The 15599-nt window shown below is 60.1% G+C and carries 15 protein-coding genes and 1 pseudogene; 7 read left to right on the top strand and 9 right to left on the bottom strand.

Going from position 1 to position 15599, the window contains the following annotated elements; all coding sequences use genetic code 11:
• Positions 1-277 precede the first annotated feature (277 nt).
• Positions 278-529 (top strand): hypothetical protein, encoded by a 252-nt coding sequence (locus P0D96_RS24030; RefSeq protein WP_408315622.1) that lies wholly within the window; start codon positions 278-280, stop codon positions 527-529.
• A gap of 238 nt (positions 530-767) precedes the next feature.
• Here P0D96_RS24030 and P0D96_RS24035 read toward each other — a convergent pair whose 3' ends face one another.
• Complete coding sequence (locus tag P0D96_RS24035; RefSeq protein ID WP_408315623.1) at positions 768-1070, bottom strand: VF_A0006 family four-cysteine protein; 303 nt, start codon at positions 1068-1070, stop codon at positions 768-770.
• Positions 1071-1434: 364 nt separating this feature from the next.
• Between P0D96_RS24035 and P0D96_RS24040 the strand changes: the two genes are divergently transcribed.
• Entirely contained in the window at positions 1435-1782 is a 348-nt protein-coding gene (locus tag P0D96_RS24040) for a BON domain-containing protein (RefSeq protein WP_408315681.1), read from the top strand.
• Positions 1783-2099: 317 nt separating this feature from the next.
• On the opposite strand, the gene P0D96_RS24045 is transcribed toward P0D96_RS24040, so the two are convergent.
• Positions 2100-2738, bottom strand: a complete 639-nt coding sequence (locus P0D96_RS24045) for a dihydrofolate reductase family protein (protein ID WP_408315625.1) — start codon at positions 2736-2738, stop codon at positions 2100-2102.
• A 356-nt stretch (positions 2739-3094) separates the two neighbouring features.
• Positions 3095-3598, bottom strand: a complete 504-nt coding sequence (locus tag P0D96_RS24050; RefSeq protein WP_132381140.1) for a hypothetical protein — start codon at positions 3596-3598, stop codon at positions 3095-3097.
• A gap of 239 nt (positions 3599-3837) precedes the next feature.
• Between P0D96_RS24050 and P0D96_RS24055 the strand changes: the two are divergent.
• Positions 3838-3971, top strand: a pseudogene (locus P0D96_RS24055) (divalent metal cation transporter); the annotation flags it as partial.
• A 167-nt stretch (positions 3972-4138) separates the two neighbouring features.
• Positions 4139-4852 (top strand): phosphonate utilization associated transcriptional regulator, encoded by a 714-nt coding sequence (locus P0D96_RS24060; protein WP_408315683.1) that lies wholly within the window; start codon positions 4139-4141, stop codon positions 4850-4852.
• Between the two features lie 19 nt (positions 4853-4871).
• Here the strand turns inward: P0D96_RS24060 and P0D96_RS24065 are convergent, their stop codons facing one another.
• From P0D96_RS24065 to P0D96_RS24085, 5 genes are all read right to left on the bottom strand, one after another.
• Positions 4872-6260 (bottom strand): FAD-dependent oxidoreductase, encoded by a 1389-nt coding sequence (locus P0D96_RS24065; protein WP_408315627.1) that lies wholly within the window; start codon positions 6258-6260, stop codon positions 4872-4874.
• A 94-nt stretch (positions 6261-6354) separates the two neighbouring features.
• A complete protein-coding gene (locus tag P0D96_RS24070; RefSeq protein WP_408315628.1) occupies positions 6355-7485 on the bottom strand; it encodes a 2-aminoethylphosphonate--pyruvate transaminase in 1131 nt (376 codons plus the stop codon).
• 35 nt (positions 7486-7520) lie between these two features.
• A complete protein-coding gene (locus P0D96_RS24075) occupies positions 7521-9248 on the bottom strand; it encodes a putative 2-aminoethylphosphonate ABC transporter permease subunit (protein WP_408315629.1) in 1728 nt (575 codons plus the stop codon).
• On the bottom strand, positions 9245-10336 hold the full coding sequence (locus tag P0D96_RS24080; RefSeq protein WP_408179468.1) for a putative 2-aminoethylphosphonate ABC transporter ATP-binding protein: 1092 nt from the start codon (positions 10334-10336) through the stop codon (positions 9245-9247). The genes P0D96_RS24075 and P0D96_RS24080 overlap by 4 nt, the downstream gene beginning before the upstream one ends.
• A gap of 121 nt (positions 10337-10457) precedes the next feature.
• Entirely contained in the window at positions 10458-11513 is a 1056-nt protein-coding gene (locus tag P0D96_RS24085) for a putative 2-aminoethylphosphonate ABC transporter substrate-binding protein (protein WP_132381150.1), read from the bottom strand.
• Between the two features lie 227 nt (positions 11514-11740).
• On the opposite strand from P0D96_RS24085, the gene phnA reads away from it, so the two are divergent.
• The 3 genes from phnA to P0D96_RS24100 all read left to right on the top strand — a co-directional run bounded on the left by phnA (position 11741) and on the right by P0D96_RS24100 (position 15129).
• The gene (gene phnA / locus P0D96_RS24090) at positions 11741-12976 is read left to right on the top strand and encodes a phosphonoacetate hydrolase (RefSeq protein ID WP_408315632.1); all 1236 of its coding nucleotides are present in this window, start codon (positions 11741-11743) and stop codon (positions 12974-12976) included.
• Positions 12977-12990: 14 nt separating this feature from the next.
• Positions 12991-14445, top strand: a complete 1455-nt coding sequence (gene phnY, locus P0D96_RS24095; protein WP_408315633.1) for a phosphonoacetaldehyde dehydrogenase — start codon at positions 12991-12993, stop codon at positions 14443-14445.
• Positions 14446-14634: 189 nt separating this feature from the next.
• Positions 14635-15129, top strand: coding sequence for a LysR substrate-binding domain-containing protein (locus P0D96_RS24100; protein WP_408315634.1), 495 nt, complete (start codon positions 14635-14637; stop codon positions 15127-15129).
• Between the two features lie 250 nt (positions 15130-15379).
• Here P0D96_RS24100 and P0D96_RS24105 read toward each other — a convergent pair whose 3' ends face one another.
• A complete protein-coding gene (locus tag P0D96_RS24105; RefSeq protein ID WP_408315636.1) occupies positions 15380-15556 on the bottom strand; it encodes a hypothetical protein in 177 nt (58 codons plus the stop codon).
• Positions 15557-15599 lie beyond the last annotated feature (43 nt).

A 15599-nucleotide genomic window follows, 5' to 3' on the forward strand; every position in this document is an offset into this window, starting at 1 on the left:
TCGATAGAATCGGCCTGAGGCGCCTTTCCAATGGCCGTTTTCGGGAGATGCAAAGGACCGGGGCGGGCCGTGAGCGGTAGGTCGCCCCCAAGGGCGCGGGCACTCAGACGCTGCCGGTAATTACAGGCCCGGGTGTGAGCATGAACGGTTTCTCGCTATCCATGGCGGGCGTCTGCTGACGAGCGGGCGGGGCGCGGCCATCCTGTACGGGAGCGGCGTTCTCAAGCAGTCCGGCTGACTATCGTGCGTACCAAACTTATGTGGGAAAACTAAAGTAATGAAGAAGACGAAAATTTCGATCATTCTGTTTGCGTTGACCCTGCTTAGCCCGCTGGCGTATGCGAGCCTGGCTACAGGCGCTCACGAGTTCAAGAACGATGTCAAGACGGCAGGAAAGAAGAGCGGCCACGCTGCGCGCGATGCCGCGCACGCGGTCGGCCACGGTACGAAGAAGGCCGGTCATGCCGTTGCCGATGCAACAAGGCACGGCTATCACGCGACGAAAAAATTCGTGACAGGGCACGGATAAAAGTCGCTTCGCGGCAACTGAGCCGGTGACTGCGGAGGCGGCCACAACCGCCAGCTTCCGTGGCATTAGGGGCCCTGCGGCTACGTCTGGTGGGGTTGGGTGCCCTGCAGTTGGTTGTGGCGGCGTCATCGGCAAAAGCCGACCCTCACCAGACCTTCGATTCCGCCGATAGCGATCGTTCAAAATCCTCTCGCGGGTCCCTTCCCCGTCTGGCGCTGTCCATCCCGGCTGACATAACTCACATCTGATTCTGGCGCTGGCATGCTCGCAGGATCTGGTTAACCGCATATGCGGCTCTCACGTTCTGCATATTCTGCAAAACACACACGTGATACGACTTTTCGCGCGGCAAGAGCAGCGCGCCGTTTCTGTAGAGCGCTTCGCACGAGCGTCTGATCACGTTTGCCGCAATGTTGCTTTGGCTGTTCGCCAGCGATTGCAGGATGCATTGATCGTAGTCTGGATTTTCGGTGCCCAGCGCCAGCGCCGAGAGCGGCGAGGCGAGCGTGATCGAGAGAAGCAGATAGGCGAGGTTGCGCATGATTGTGGGCAAGACGCAGGGATGACGGCGGCCAATCGTACCATGTCGCATTTTTCGATGCGAAGGGTGCAATTTAGACGACGCGAATGTCGCTCTCACTATTGAAATGCTGTGTCACCGTCATCGCTTCATCGGACAAGCATTGTGCGATTGTCGACAATTCATGCGACAAGGCCGACCGGCCGGAGCCGGCCGAACTGAACAACAAACTCACCTCGGAGCATGAACAGACTTGGACAAGTCGGCGCGGTCAAAGTTCACCACTCTGCACTATCATGGTGGACTCAAGGAGGGCGCACATGTCTACCTGCCAAGCCAACCCGAACGACGCCCGTTGTGCACGAATCGGGATGTCATAACCGACATGCGAAACGGTCGATACACCAAGAGCCGGTTGCTGATCGTCGCGGCGTTCGCGTTGCCCGCGTTCGTGTTCATCAACGGCTGCAAGTCGACGACGACGACGCCTGCCGTGACCGCGCCGGGGGAGATCGCCACTGACGACGCTGCGCTCGCCGCCCGGGTGAAGCAGGCGCTCGTCGCGGACCCGGGGCTGAGATCGTTGCCGATGAGCGTCGCGACGTATCGAGGCGTCGTGCAGTTGTCAGGATACGTGGATTCAGAGGTACAGATTCAGAAGGCGCTTGCCGTGACGCGCGGCGTGCCGGGGGTCCAATCCGTGAGCAACGATCTGCACCTCAGGCCGAAATGACGCGCATTCGCCGGAACACAGATGACGAACGAGTGCCGCAGAAGAGCGTGTCGAAGCGGGGGCTGCTTCACAATTAACAGAATTCGCGAGCGAGGTATCGATACCCGAATTGCGCGTGATCGGCAGTCCCGCCTTCGGCTTACTGCATCTGCGCGTTGACGACCATTCCCCCGCGCCATCACAGTCACCGGCATCAGGGCCGACCGTGATCGGCCCACAGCGGACAATTCAACAATTGGGAAGCAGACATCCAACGCTCCGGTTCAGCCGCGGGCCGCGCAGCGGACCGCCCGCTGCAACCGATTGTCAGGCCCCCCTCACTGACGCACATAGCGCAAGTGTGTGGCAGCTGGGCCATCAAGAACCTTGTCGATGCGAAACTGCGGCCCGGGCTCGCGTAGGTTCTCGAAGAGACGCCGCCCACCGCCGAACAACACGGGTGACAAGGCGATTTCCAGCTCGTCAACAACACCCATGGTCAGGTACTGCTGGATCACATCGGCTCCTCCAGCGATACGAATATCACGACTGCCTGCGGATCCCCGAGCCAGCTCAAGAGCACGCTCCGGCCCGTCATTGATGAAGTAGAAGGTCGTCTCACCCGGGCGCACCCAGGGTTCGCGTTTCTCATGGGTAAGAACGTATACCGGTGTGTGAAACGGAGCCTCCTCTGGCCAGGCGCGCTCGCCTTGGTCGAACATTCGCTTGCCCATAATGTTGGCACCGATGCGCTCCGTGGTGCTGCGAAGCAGGTCATTGACCGGGCCGGTCTCTCCCCCTGGTCCGAGCTTGAGGTTCTCGCGGAAGTACTGTTGATTGAGGATCCACGCCATCAGGGCACCCCACTTGGCACCCCAGCTCTTGTACTCAGGCGTGTCCCAATTCTCCATGGTCATTCCTTCCGGTGCCATGTAGCCATCGAGGCTAAGTCCAATGTTGACGAATACTCTGCTCATGATTCTCCTCTCGCATGTTCGGATGTCGGCCTAACTTCGACGACTGCCGGCTAACTCGGCAGCTAGAACTAGAGATATATTGAATTGGATTAGATCGCTGCGCGATTTTTGACTTCTGCCAAGTCCACTAAATGAAATGCATAAAGCAACATATCGGAGAATGGTCTGCAAATCATCCCTATATCCGCTCTGGAGCGATTGACTGAAAGCCGCCTGGTGGCCCGGTTGCTGCCACACTGTCTACCGACCCCATTGCGGTCGCCCGACAAACCAGCCTCACCGTGACAGAAGCTTTTCCGTACGAATCAGGCGCTTCGTGTCACGGCGGGCATTCGGGCAGCAGATCCCGCACTGGCCTATTGCACTTTCTTGTCTTCGCGTTTCGCGTCCTCCATGGCCTCCGGCTCTAACTCTTCCGCGGACCGATTCAGGTGGACGAACAGCCCCCATGAGGCAAGAAGCAAGGCTGTCGAAGCAAGCAGCCCGGCCGCATACCGAAGCTGCGATGGATCCTGGTGCAGCGCTTTGAACGTTGCCACGAGCCCTTCGATGGCAAGCGCGACGACGACAACCACTAAGAATCGCGACATGAAACGTCGTACCCGCGTCGGCGCGCTCACGTCAGCCTCCCGTATGACCTCTTCCTCTACGATGGTCTCGGCGATCTGCAAAGCGACAACGGCCCCAGCCAGCAGCCCCACAGCTTCAATGACGGATTGCGCGCTTGCCTGGTCCCATTGACTCGCAAATGCAGTCGAACCGATGCGAGCAGCAATCGCAATCAACATCAGCGCCGCGCAGGCGAAGAGAGCAGCCATCAGCCCATGGACGATCGTAAAGAACCGCAAAAGGAACTTCATTTCTTTTGGCTCCCTTGAATTGCAAGTGGGTGATTCGTGCCGTGTTCCATACATTCCTGAAAGTCGCGGCGACGACGGCTGATTGTAGAAGCGGACCGGATGGCCCTGGCAATGGGGCCAAACCCGCGCTTGGCAAATTATCGTGCCGGGGCGCCAGCGCCTGGCACAGGTCTCGGGCCTTTCCTCGCGTGCGCCCGATGCGCACCAGAGTCATCTGCCGTGCCAGTCTGGGATCAAACCAGGCGGGTGCCGACTACGGCTACGCGCTGCTGTGGGTGGCGACCGCACCAACGTCCTGGCGATGCTGGTCCGGTCGGTGTCGGCCAAACTCGGTCTCGTGACAGGGCGCAATCTCGCCGAACTATGCCGCGAGCAAGCCGCGGCGCAGCTCCCTTGCAGGCCGTCACGCCGACATCTTCGAAGATAAACGCATCAGTAGAAAATTGTCGTCCGATGGTTGTTGACAATAAACAACTTGCCACGCTATGTTCAGGAGACTCGATATATGCCCCTCCATTCACCGTTGCCAACCGCTCATCAATGACCACGCCAACTCCATCCAGCGCGATTGACTTGCTGCAGCGGCACTCCCTTGCCACGCTTGTCCAGGAAACACTCGAACGCGGCATCGTCTCTGGCGAATTCGCCCCGGGGGAGAAATTAAACGAAGTCGAAGTTTCCGCCCGGCTAAACGTGTCTCGCGGACCATTGCGCGAAGCGTTTCGTGCGCTGGAACAGGCGGGCTTGCTAAAAACCGAAAAGAACCGCGGTGTCACGGTGCGCGCGCTGTCGCTGCGCGAGGCGGAAGAAATCTACCAGGTCCGCGCGATGTTGGACGAGTCGGTTGCCCGCTCGTTGGCCGAACGGATGACACCCGAAACGCTTGCAACGCTCAAACGCATCATTGCTTCGATGAAGGCGGCCAAGAAAGATCACGACCTCACCTTGTACACGACATTGAATGTCCAGTTGCATGACGCGATGGTGTCGGGTGTCGGCAACCAGCATCTGATCGAAACGTACCGGCATCTCGTCCGCCAATTGGGTCTGCTGCGTCAGGCCGCCATCGAATCGGAAAAAAGCGCGCTGGCTACGTCGGTCGCGGAACACGAGAAGATCGTCAACGCGCTCGCAAAAGGCGACGCCGAGCGCGCGGTCGCCCTCGTGCGCGAACACGTTGCCCACGGCCTCGCCAGAATGCGGCGTGCCCACGAACGGTGGGCCGCATCCGTGGGCGGGGCAGCCAAAAGTTGAAACAGACTGAACGGCTGCGCTACGCTTTATCCGACTTGCCGGCCGCGTTGGCCAGCTTGCTGAGTAAGCGATCGACAAACCACGGCTGACGGTCTTCGTCTTCCGCGCGCTCTTTGCGCCGAATGGCGTCGCGCACGGTAATCGAGCCCACGAAGCGAATCGGTTCGGGCGGGAAATAGCCCAGAGGACCGTTTGTCAACGGACTGCGCGTCCACTCATTGTCGAGTTCGAGCACCAGCGACGACAAAATCTGGCCGCCCATATAAGTCGGTCCCACTCCGTTGCCGGAATAGCCGAAGCCGTAGAGCACGTTTGGCGCATTCTCCAGACGCCCAAAAAATGGAAAGCCGGTGACCGACCGATCCGACGGCCCGTTCCAACTCGCCGTCACCGGCACGTCACGCAGCGCCGGGAAAAAATCGTGCAGACCGCGCGTCAGATCGGTTTCATAAGGCGAGCGTTGATCGAACACCGGCGCGATCCGGCCGCGCCAGGCAAACGTATTGCCGCCCTTGCCCAGCATCAGTCGACCGTCCGGCGTGCTGCGATAGTAGTAGACGAAGATCCGCGAATCGAGCACCGACACGCCATCCTTCAAGCCCATTCGATGCAGCAGTTCGGGGCATTTCTCGGTGACAATCATGTCGCTGGAGACGACTGCCAGCGTGCGTTCGAACTGGCGGAAGCGGCTCGCCATCCACGCATTGATCGCGAGCACCAGTTTCGGCGCAGTCACGCTGCCGGCCGGCGTGCGTACGGTCACACGGTCACCCGCGGCAAAGTCGAGCATGGGCGTGCGTTCATAAATGCGAATACCCATTGCCATTGCGACACGGCGCAGTCCGCGCACGAGCTTGCCCGGATGAACCGTTGCGGCGACCGGCGAATACACGCCGCCGAGATTGCGCGCGGATCCGGACCGGCTCGCCACTTCGTCCGGTGAGAGATGTTGGTACGAGTTGATGCCATGCTCCTTCAACGCGGCTATGACCGGATCGAGCAAGCCGATTTGCGCGCGTGAAGTCGCCGTGTAGAGCGTGCCGTCGAGCCGAAGTTCGGCGTCGATCGCATGCTCGCCACAGAAGTCGCGAATCCGCCCGACAGCCGCTTCGGACGCTTTCACGAGACGGATCGCTTCTGCTTCGCCGAACAGACGACGCAGCGTGAAGAACTTAGTCGACCACGTGAGCAGACAGCCGCCGTTGCGGCCGCTTGCGCCCGCGCCACACAGATCGCTCTCGATGATCACGATGTCGAGATCGGGTTTTTTCTGCTTGGCCTGGATGGCAGTCCACAAACCGGTGAAGCCGCCGCCGACAATGCAAACGTCGGCAGTCGTGGCGCCTTGCAATGCGGGCGCCAATGAACCATCGGCAAAGAGTGCTTGTTCAATCCAGAAGGGACGCATAAATGGCTCACATTGATACAACGGTTTGACTCCGGGCACGAAGTCGGAGGCTTCTTCGCGTTTCACGCGCAATGAAGCCTCCGCGTCGGCTCGTTCAGGCCAACGCTTTCGCGGACACCCGCGTGATTCCCATCGCTTTCAGCGTGTCGGCAATCGCCGCGACCGCGCCCGGAATGCCGGACTCGCCGAAATGTCCAATACAGCCGACGCGGAATGTTTCCAGCTGCGTCAGCTTGCCCGGGTAAAGAATGTAGCCACGCTTTTTCACTTCCGTGTAGAACGTCTTGAAGTCGTAATTAGGATCGTCGGGAGCATGAAACGTGACGATGATCGGCGCCTGGATCGACGGATCGAGAAAGGTCCGAAAACCGAGTTCGGCCATACCTTCGATGAGCGCCCGGCAATTGCTTGCATAGCGGCCACCACGCGCTTCGAGGCCGCCCTCTTCCACGTATTGCGCAATGGCCTGATCGAGTGCCGCCACGACGTGCGTGGGCGGCGTAAAACGCCATTGTGTCGTGCGGTTCATGTAGACCCACTGGTCATATAGATCCATCGCGAGCGAAGGGCTATTGCCCTCGCAGCGCTCCAGGACGCTGCGGCGAATGATCACGAATCCCATGCCGGGCACGCCCTCCAGACATTTTCCGGAAGCGGCCACGACGGCGTCGAACGGGGTTCGGCGCGCGTCGATGTCGATTGCGCCGAAAGAACTCATCGCGTCGATGATCAGACTGCGTCCATGCTTCTCGACAACCTCGGCGATCTCGTGAAGCGGATTGAGCACCCCCGCGCCTGTTTCGCAATGCACGAGCGCGACGTGCGTGATGCCCGGATCGGCCGCCAGCGCGCAATCGACGTCGATCGCTTTGACCTGCGTGTCTTCAGGATAGTCGATGGTCTGGTGACGACGACCGAGCGCCCGGCAAATCTTCGCAATGCGCTGGCAATACGCGCCGTTGTTCGGCACTAACACGAGACCGTCACGCGGGACCAGCGTGCCGATCGCGGCTTCGACGGAGAAAGTGCCGCTACCTTGCAACGGTACGCATTCATGCGTGTCTTCGCCATGCACGATACGCAGCGTCTGCTGGCGGATACGGGCGGTGATCTGATTGAAGTCGCCGTCCCACGATCCCCAGTCACGCAGCATTGCCTGACGCGTGCGCTCGGAAGTCGTGAGAGGACCGGGTGTAAGCAGAATGGGTGCGGACGGCAGATTCACGGTGGCTCCTTGTAGATTCTGATAGAAGATTTGTTTCAGGCGCGGCGGGATGTGCGCCATGCCTGGGTTCTACGCAACACGCCATGCGACACGCCGGCAAACAGCAGGCACGCGAATGCCGCCGTCACGAGGACCAGCGTGGCCATCGCCGCGGCCGGTCCGATCTGTCCAGCGTCGTCGAGATTGAGAATGGCAACCGAGGCCGGTTGCGTGTCCGGTGAATAAAGGAACGCGACCGCCGACACCGTCGTCATACCGTTGACGAACAGATAGCGCGCGATCTGCAGGATCGATGGCAGGCAGACCGGCACGGTGACGCGCAAAAACGTCTTGTAGAAAGGCACTTTCAAGGATGCCGAGACCGCCTCGAACTCGTTGTCGATCTGACGAAGCGCAGTGACCGCCGTCAGGTGACTCGACGAGTAGTAGTGCACAACCGTGACGATAGCGAGCAACGCGAGCGTGCCGTACAGGCCGTTCAAAGGATTGGCGGGCGAGTTGAACAGAAAGATGTAGCTGATACCCAGCACGAGCCCCGGCACGCCCATCGGCAGAATCGCGCACAGATTGATAAAGCCACGCAACCAGCGCGGCCCACGCGTCTTCTCGACGAGATACGCGCCGCCGAACACGATGACGGTGCCGCCAATCGCAACGCAAGCGGCCATTTTCAGGCTGTTCTTGTACGCATCGAAAATCCCCGCGCCGATCAGCCCCATCTTGTAGTGCTGCAAGCCGAGGCTCATCTGATACGGCCAGAACTTCACGAACGAGGCGAACACCGAAATACCGACCACCGCCAGCAGCAAACCGCACACAACGCCGCAGTAGCCGAGCATCGCCATGTCGAATCCACGCGCGGGTTTCGGCTGATACGGCGTAGAGCGCGCACCGAGTTGCGATTGCTGCTTGCGCCGAATGAAGAAGTCGACGGCGAACGCAACCAGCGCCGGACAGAGCAGAAGCAGGCTGACCACCGCGCTTCGGTTGAAGTCCTGCAAGCCGATGATGAGCTTGTAGATGTCGGTGGAGAGCACCGAATAGGGTCCGCCGATGACGACCGGCACGCCGAAGTCGTTGATGCAGATCGTGAATGACACCATCGTCGCGCTGATCAACCCGTACTTCGCACCCGGCAACGTAATCGTGAAGAACTTGCGCGCGCGGCGTGTGCCCATCGCGTCCGCGGCCTCATAGAGACGGCCATCGGATAGCGACAGTGCCGTCACGAGAATCATCAGCACATGAGGAAATGCGGCATAGACCAGACTGCAGACGATCCCCGGCAGCCCGTAGATGGAATGGCCTTGCAGCAACGGTTTCAGAATGCCCGAGTTGCCGAACCAGTAGATGAACGACACTGCGGAGAGCAACGTCGGCGCGAGCAGCGGCAGTAGCGCAATCGTGCGGACGGCGTTCTTCATCGGCATGCATGAACGGGTTAGCGCGTACGCAAACGTGAAAGCCATGGGAATCACGATTGCCGTCACCAGGCATGCGACCGTGACCGAATGCAAGGTCGATTTCCATACGCCTGAATCCACCAGATAGCCCGTGAAATTGGCCATTCCAACAAAGTGACCGTCCGCATCGACGAAACATTTGCCGACGACCAGAGCAAGCGGCAATAGCAGAAACACGCCGAGGAACGCGGACATCAGTACGAGCGCCAACTGCGCGACACGGTCATGCCAATGGCTTTTCTGGCGTACCTCGGCGTGACTTTCGTCGCCGCTGCGACGCTCTATCAGAACGGCACTCATTGAAGTCGCTCCTTCGCGGCGGAAAACACGCATACGTGTTCGCGGTTGATGGCCAGATTGAAGCGCGCGCCTGCCCGCAGACTCGTGCGATGCATTTCATGAAACGACAGATCAGCGACGATCTCCTGCCCGCCTAGTCCGTCCACCTTGAAGCTGACCCGGCAGAACGCGCCGAGAAATTCCAGCTTCTCCACGGAGGCCGGTAGCAGATTGTCCGCTGCGCTGCCCGGTGCGCTGATATGAATGTCCTCAGGGCGCACGAAAGCTGAGACCTTCGAACCGAGCAGTGCTCGCTCCGTTCCGCACCCGTAGCGCAGCGCGACGGAGCCGGCTTTAAGACTGCCGTCGAGCGTCACCTCGGCGGGAATCAGGTTGACCTTGCCAATGAAGTCGGCAACGAACGGCGACGCCGGTTCGCGATAGATTTCGTGTGGCGTGCCGATCTGCTCGATCACGCCATGATTCATCACCACGATCCGATCGGCCATGGAAAGCGCTTCTTCCTGGTCGTGCGTGACCATGATCGTGGTCACGCCGAGCCGCTGCTGTAACTGGCGGATTTCCTGACGCAACCGCACACGCACGCGCGCATCCAGCGCCGAGAGCGGCTCGTCGAGCAGAAGCAATCCCGGCGACGTGGCCAGCGCGCGCGCCAACGCGATACGCTGCTGCTGGCCACCCGATAGCTGGTTCGGATGTTTGCGCTGCACATCGGGCAAGCCCACCAGCGCGAGCAGCTCGTTCACCCGATCGGCGATCGCCGCGCGCTTCATCTTGCGATTCACGAGACCATAGGCCACGTTGTCGAAGATGGTCAGGTTCGGGAACAGCGCATACGACTGAAAGACGATGCCATAGTCGCGAAGCTGCGGCGGGAGCCGCGAAATATCGCGGCCGTCCTGCATGATCTGGCCGGCGCTCTGCGTTTCCAGTCCGGCGATAATGCGCAGCAAAGTGGTCTTGCCACATCCCGACGGCCCGAGGAAGCAGAGCATTTCGCCCTTCTTCACGCCAAGATTGATGTCCTCCAGAACCGGCGTGTCGTTGAACCGCTTGTAAACGCTCTGCACGCTCAAATACGCTGTCATATGCTCCTCCGCTTGCCCTGCCTGCATGGCGGCGATGCACCGCCGAGCGCTGCTTCACCGTATCGATTGGGACGCGCGCGCGGCGCGCCCGGCATTCGTCAAGACCCGGCTGAATCCGCCCTCACTTCTGCTCCTTGCTGCCGTAGCGCTTCTGCCAGTCGCCGAGAATCGCGTCGCGGTTCTTCGCCGACCACGTGAAATCGTTCTTCACCAGAAGTTCCGAATAGTTTTCAGGTATGCCGGAGAGCTTCTTCGCGACACCGGGGTAGGCAACGATCGCCCACCATTGCGCGGTAATTTCATTGGCTTCCTTGCTGGCCATGAAGTCCGCGAGCTTTTTGGCCGCGTCCGGCTGCTTGGTGGTCTTCATGATGCCGGTCGCTTCCATATCCCAGCCGAGCCCTTCCTTCGGGAAGATCAGGTCGATCGGCGCGCCCTGGGCCTGCAATTCGTGTCCACGGAATTCGAACGAGATACCGATCGGAAACTCGCCGGTGCCCGCCAGCGTGCAGGGCTTCGATCCCGAGTGGACGTATTGCGCGACGTTTTTGTCCAGCGCGTCCATGTACTTCCAGCCTTTGTCGTCGCCGAACGTTTGCAGCCATGACGTCACGTCCAGATAACCCGTGCCGGACGACACCGGGCTCGGCATCACGATCATCCCTTTGTAGACGGGCTTAGTCAGGTCTTCCCACGAAGTCGGCTTAGGCAGGTGGCGCTTTTCCGCTTCGACGCGGTTGTAGCAGACTGTCGCGCCCCAGACGTCCATGCCCACCCAGTGCGGCGGCGTGTTGGCGTCGCTGTATTTGCGCGTCAGGCTGTCGAAGCCCTTCGGCGCGTACGGCATCAGCATTCCCTGCAGATCGAGCAGCGTGAGACTGGATGCCGCGAGTCCGAGCACCACGTCGGCGCGCGGATTGCTCTTTTCGGCGAGCAGCTTGGCGGTGACAGCGCCGGTCGAATCGCGCACCCAGCGGATTTCGATATCTGGATTGGCTTTTTCGAAAGCGTCCTTATACGGCTTCATGGCCTCGTCCTCGAGCGCCGTATAAACGAGCAACTGTGTTTTCGCATGCGCGAACTGAACCGCGCCGAGCGTGACGGCGGCGGCAACGAGCCAACGCAGCGCCACGTTCAGACGATTGCTGCAACCGTTCAACCCCTGCTTTTCCTTCATTTCCAGACCCCTTGAGAAAGTGGCGTCGCGGCCAGCGACGAAAACGACCGGTGCTGCGGGACTACTGCCTATTGCGAGCTTCGTGACGACTACTTTTTGTGGACTCGAGAATGTTGTCTGTTGTTGACAATCTACAAAGCATCAATTTTAATGTCAAGTATTGCCACACTTTGCCACATAACGCCTCACTCACAACACCCGACTTACCCTAGCCCAGAGGACACGTCATGAGCGAAACACCGGTTTCCATCGAAGTGAACGGCCGCAGCTACAACTGGATGCATCGACCCGTCGTCGTGGTCTGTGTGGACGGCTGCGCATATGAATATCTGGAGATGGCGGCAGCGGCGGGCGTTGCGCCGTTTCTCGGCAAACTGCTGGATTCCGGCACTGCGCTCAAGGGTGAGTGTGTCGTGCCGAGCTTCACGAACCCGAACAATCTGTCGATCGTGACCGGCGTGCCGCCCGCTGTGCATGGCATTAGCGGCAACTACTTTTTCGATCGCGACAGCGGCACGGAGGTGTTGATGAACGACCCGAAGTACCTCGTCGCTCCGACCGTGCTGGCCGGTTTCGCCGAAAAGGGTGCACACGTCGCGGTGGTGACCGCAAAAGACAAACTGCGCCGCCTGCTTGGTAAGGATCTCGCGGGCGTGTGCTTCTCGGCGGAGAAAGCCGACGAAGCGACGATCGAGGAAAACGGCATCGACAATCTGCTGGAGTTGGTCGGCAAGCCGGTGCCGAGCGTGTATAGCGCCGAGCTGTCGGAATTCGTCTTCGCGGCCGGTGTGCGTCTGCTCGAAACCCGCGCAATCGACCTGATGTATCTGTCGACCACCGACTACGTCCAGCACAAATGCGCGCCGGGTACGCCCGGTGCGAACGCGTTCTATCAGATGATGGACGGCTATCTGCGACGGCTCGACGAGCTGGGGGCGATTGTCGCAATCACGGCCGATCACGGCATGAACGCGAAGCACAACGAAGACGGCGAGCCCAACGTGATCTATCTTCAGGAACGCTTTGACGAGTGGCTCGGCAACGACGCCGCCCGCGTGATCCTGCCGATCACCGACCCGTACGTCGTGCATCACGGCGCGCTTGGATCGTTCGCGACCGTCTACCTGCCCCCTTCAGCCGAAATCGAAGAGATGCGCCGACGGCTTGCAGCAGAGCCCGGCATCGAACTGGTGCTGACGGGCGCCGAAGGCTGCGCACGTTTCGAGCTACCTCCCGCGCGCATGGGCGATCTCATCGTGATCTCGACGCGCGATGTGGTGCTCGGCACGCGGCGCATCAAACACGATCTGTCCGGCCTCGACGTGCCGCTGCGTTCGCATGGCGGCCTTGCCGAACAGATCGTGCCGCTTCTGTTCAACCAGCCGGTCGCGAAGTCGGTCGCCCAGCGCGCACGGCTGCGCAACTTCGACATAATCGACATCGCACTCAATCACCTTCAATGACCGGGGAAACGGAAATGAACGCCATTGCGGAAACGAAAACTCAATTGCAGGTGCGTCATGAAGCGCTGCGCATCGGCGGCGAAAAAATCTTTCGCGACGAAGTGATCGAAGTGCGCAACCCATACGACGGCACGCTTGTCGGCACAGTGCCAAAAGCCACGCTAGAGGACGTGCGTCATGCGTTCGAATTCGCTCGCGCCTATCGCCCCGCGCTGACCCGTTATGAGCGCGCCGCGATCCTTAGGCGCGCAGCCGATGCAGTGCGCGCGCGCACGGAAGAGATCGCCGCCGTCATCACCGCGGAAGCCGGCCTGTGCTGGAAGGATTCGACGTATGAGGCCGGCCGCGTGGCCGACGTGCTGGTTTTCGGCGCCGGCGAGGTGCTGAAAGACGATGGTCAGATTTTTTCTTGCGACCTCACACCTCACGGAAAGAAGCGGCGTGTCTACACGCAAAGGGACCCGCTGCTCGGTGTGATCTCCGCGATTACGCCGTTCAACCACCCGATGAATCAGGTCGCGCACAAGATCGTGCCGTCGATTGCGACGAACAATCGCATCGTGGTCAAACCATCGGAGAAAGTGCCGCTGTCCTGCTATCTGCTTGCCGACATTCTCTATGAAGCCGGTTTGCCCGTGCAGATGCTCCAGGTGTTGACGGGCGACCCTCGCGTCATCGCCGACGAGTTGATCACAAACCCCGCGATCGATCTCATTACCTTTACCGGCGGTGTCTCGATCGGCAAATCGATCGCCTCGCGCATGGGCTACCGTCGCGCGGTGCTCGAACTCGGCGGAAATGATCCGATCATTGTGATGGAGGACGCCGATCTCGACGAAGCCAGTTCACTCGCCGTGTCGGGCTCTTATAAGAATTCGGGCCAACGCTGCACGGCAATCAAGCGCATGCTGGTCCACGAGTCGGTCGCCGATCGCTTCACCGACCTCGTCGTGGACAAAACTCGCGCGTGGAGATATGGCAATCCGGCGGATAGTTCGGTGGACATGGGAACGGTCATCGACGAGGCTGCCGCGCAGTTCTGCGAACGCCAGGTCAACGACGCGTTGTCGCGCGGCGCCCGACTGCTCGCGGGCAATCGTCGCGATGGCGCGCTCTATTCACCGACCGTCGTCGATCGTGTCACGCCCGATATGCCACTCGTCAAACACGAGACATTCGGCCCCGTGTCGCCGATCATGCGTTTTTCCAATATCGACGAAGCGATCCGCATGTCCAACTGCACCGACTACGCGCTGTCGTCGTCGGTCTGCACGAACCGCTTCGATTACATTACGCGGTTCATCACCGAATTGGAGGTGGGGAGTGTGAACGTGCGCGAAGTGCCGGGTTACCGGCTTGAACTCACCCCGTTCGGCGGCGTAAAGGATTCGGGGCTCGGCTACAAGGAAGGCGTGCAGGAGGCGATGAAGAGTTTTACCAATACGAAGACCTACTCCTTGCCATGGTGAGTGCGAAACGCTAATGCGTCTCTCGTGACGAACTGTCTCTGCGCGCTGCGGACCACGAATATCGGTCGCTGCGGGCAGGGACATTAATTGATTTTGGAGGCTTACGCAGACTGAGACACGGCAAAGGCCTGCGCGACAGACCCGTTCGTTGCGCAGGCATCAAGCCTCGCCGGGGATCGACTGCTAAAATTGCGTCCCATCGACACCTATCACGACGACCGGTTGCGCGACAATGGCATAAAAGAGTACCGACATGCCCTCTTCAATCGGAACACTCGCGGGCTCAGCCTGACCGAAGCAGGCGAGAACTACTTTCAACGGATACTGCCCGCAGTGCGCGAACTCGCGCTGGACTCGGAGGAACTGGGCGCCGTCGCCGATCGCCCTGCCGGGCTGCTACGCATCAACGTAGCGCGCGCCGGGCATATGATCGTGCTTCAGCCTGTTTTGCGGCGGTTTCTGGATCGATACCCGGAGATACCGCTCGATGTCTGTATCGAGAACTCACTCGTAGATATCGTCGGTCGAGGATTGGACGCTGGGATCCGTTTCGGTGATCTGGTCGAGCGCGACATGGTGGCGATCAAGGTCGGGCCGCCGATCCGCGCCTGGATTGTCGCATGCTTGCAGCGCGCGGCGATGCGATCAGCGCATCCATCTGCTCGCGCGAAGGGATCGCCTTGAGCGCGCTCAAGGCGTACTTCCGCGAATTCGTGACGCCGCAGTTTTCGTTGGCAAGCGAGACAGCGGGACTGATGCTGTCCTCCGCAATGACATCGATGCACCGCCAATGATTCCCGCGTTCGCAGCTTGAATCATCGGCATGGAGCGATTCCCTACGCCGTATCCGTCGGCAACGGATTCGATGGTTTTTCCAACCCGAGCCGAGCGGCTATGTCTCGTAGTTCAAATCACAGGTGCCACGGCTACCACACTAGATCGAATTATTCTCGGGTCGTCGCTCCGCAGCTTCCCGATTCTCCGTCACGACTCGGCGAACGGCTTCCAGAAGGTCGGGGCGCGCCTCGGGGTCGGGGACTTCGATCAGCTTGCGTGGAGCCTTGGCGTGGGGCTTCAGCGTCACACCGTCAAGTTTTTGCGGCGCAGTCATAGTTCGTCTCCGGCTTCGATCACAGCTAATTCGGACGGCAGGC

The organism is Paraburkholderia sp. RL17-347-BIC-D (assembly GCF_046027915.1).
Taxonomy (GTDB): Bacteria; Pseudomonadota; Gammaproteobacteria; order Burkholderiales; family Burkholderiaceae; genus Paraburkholderia.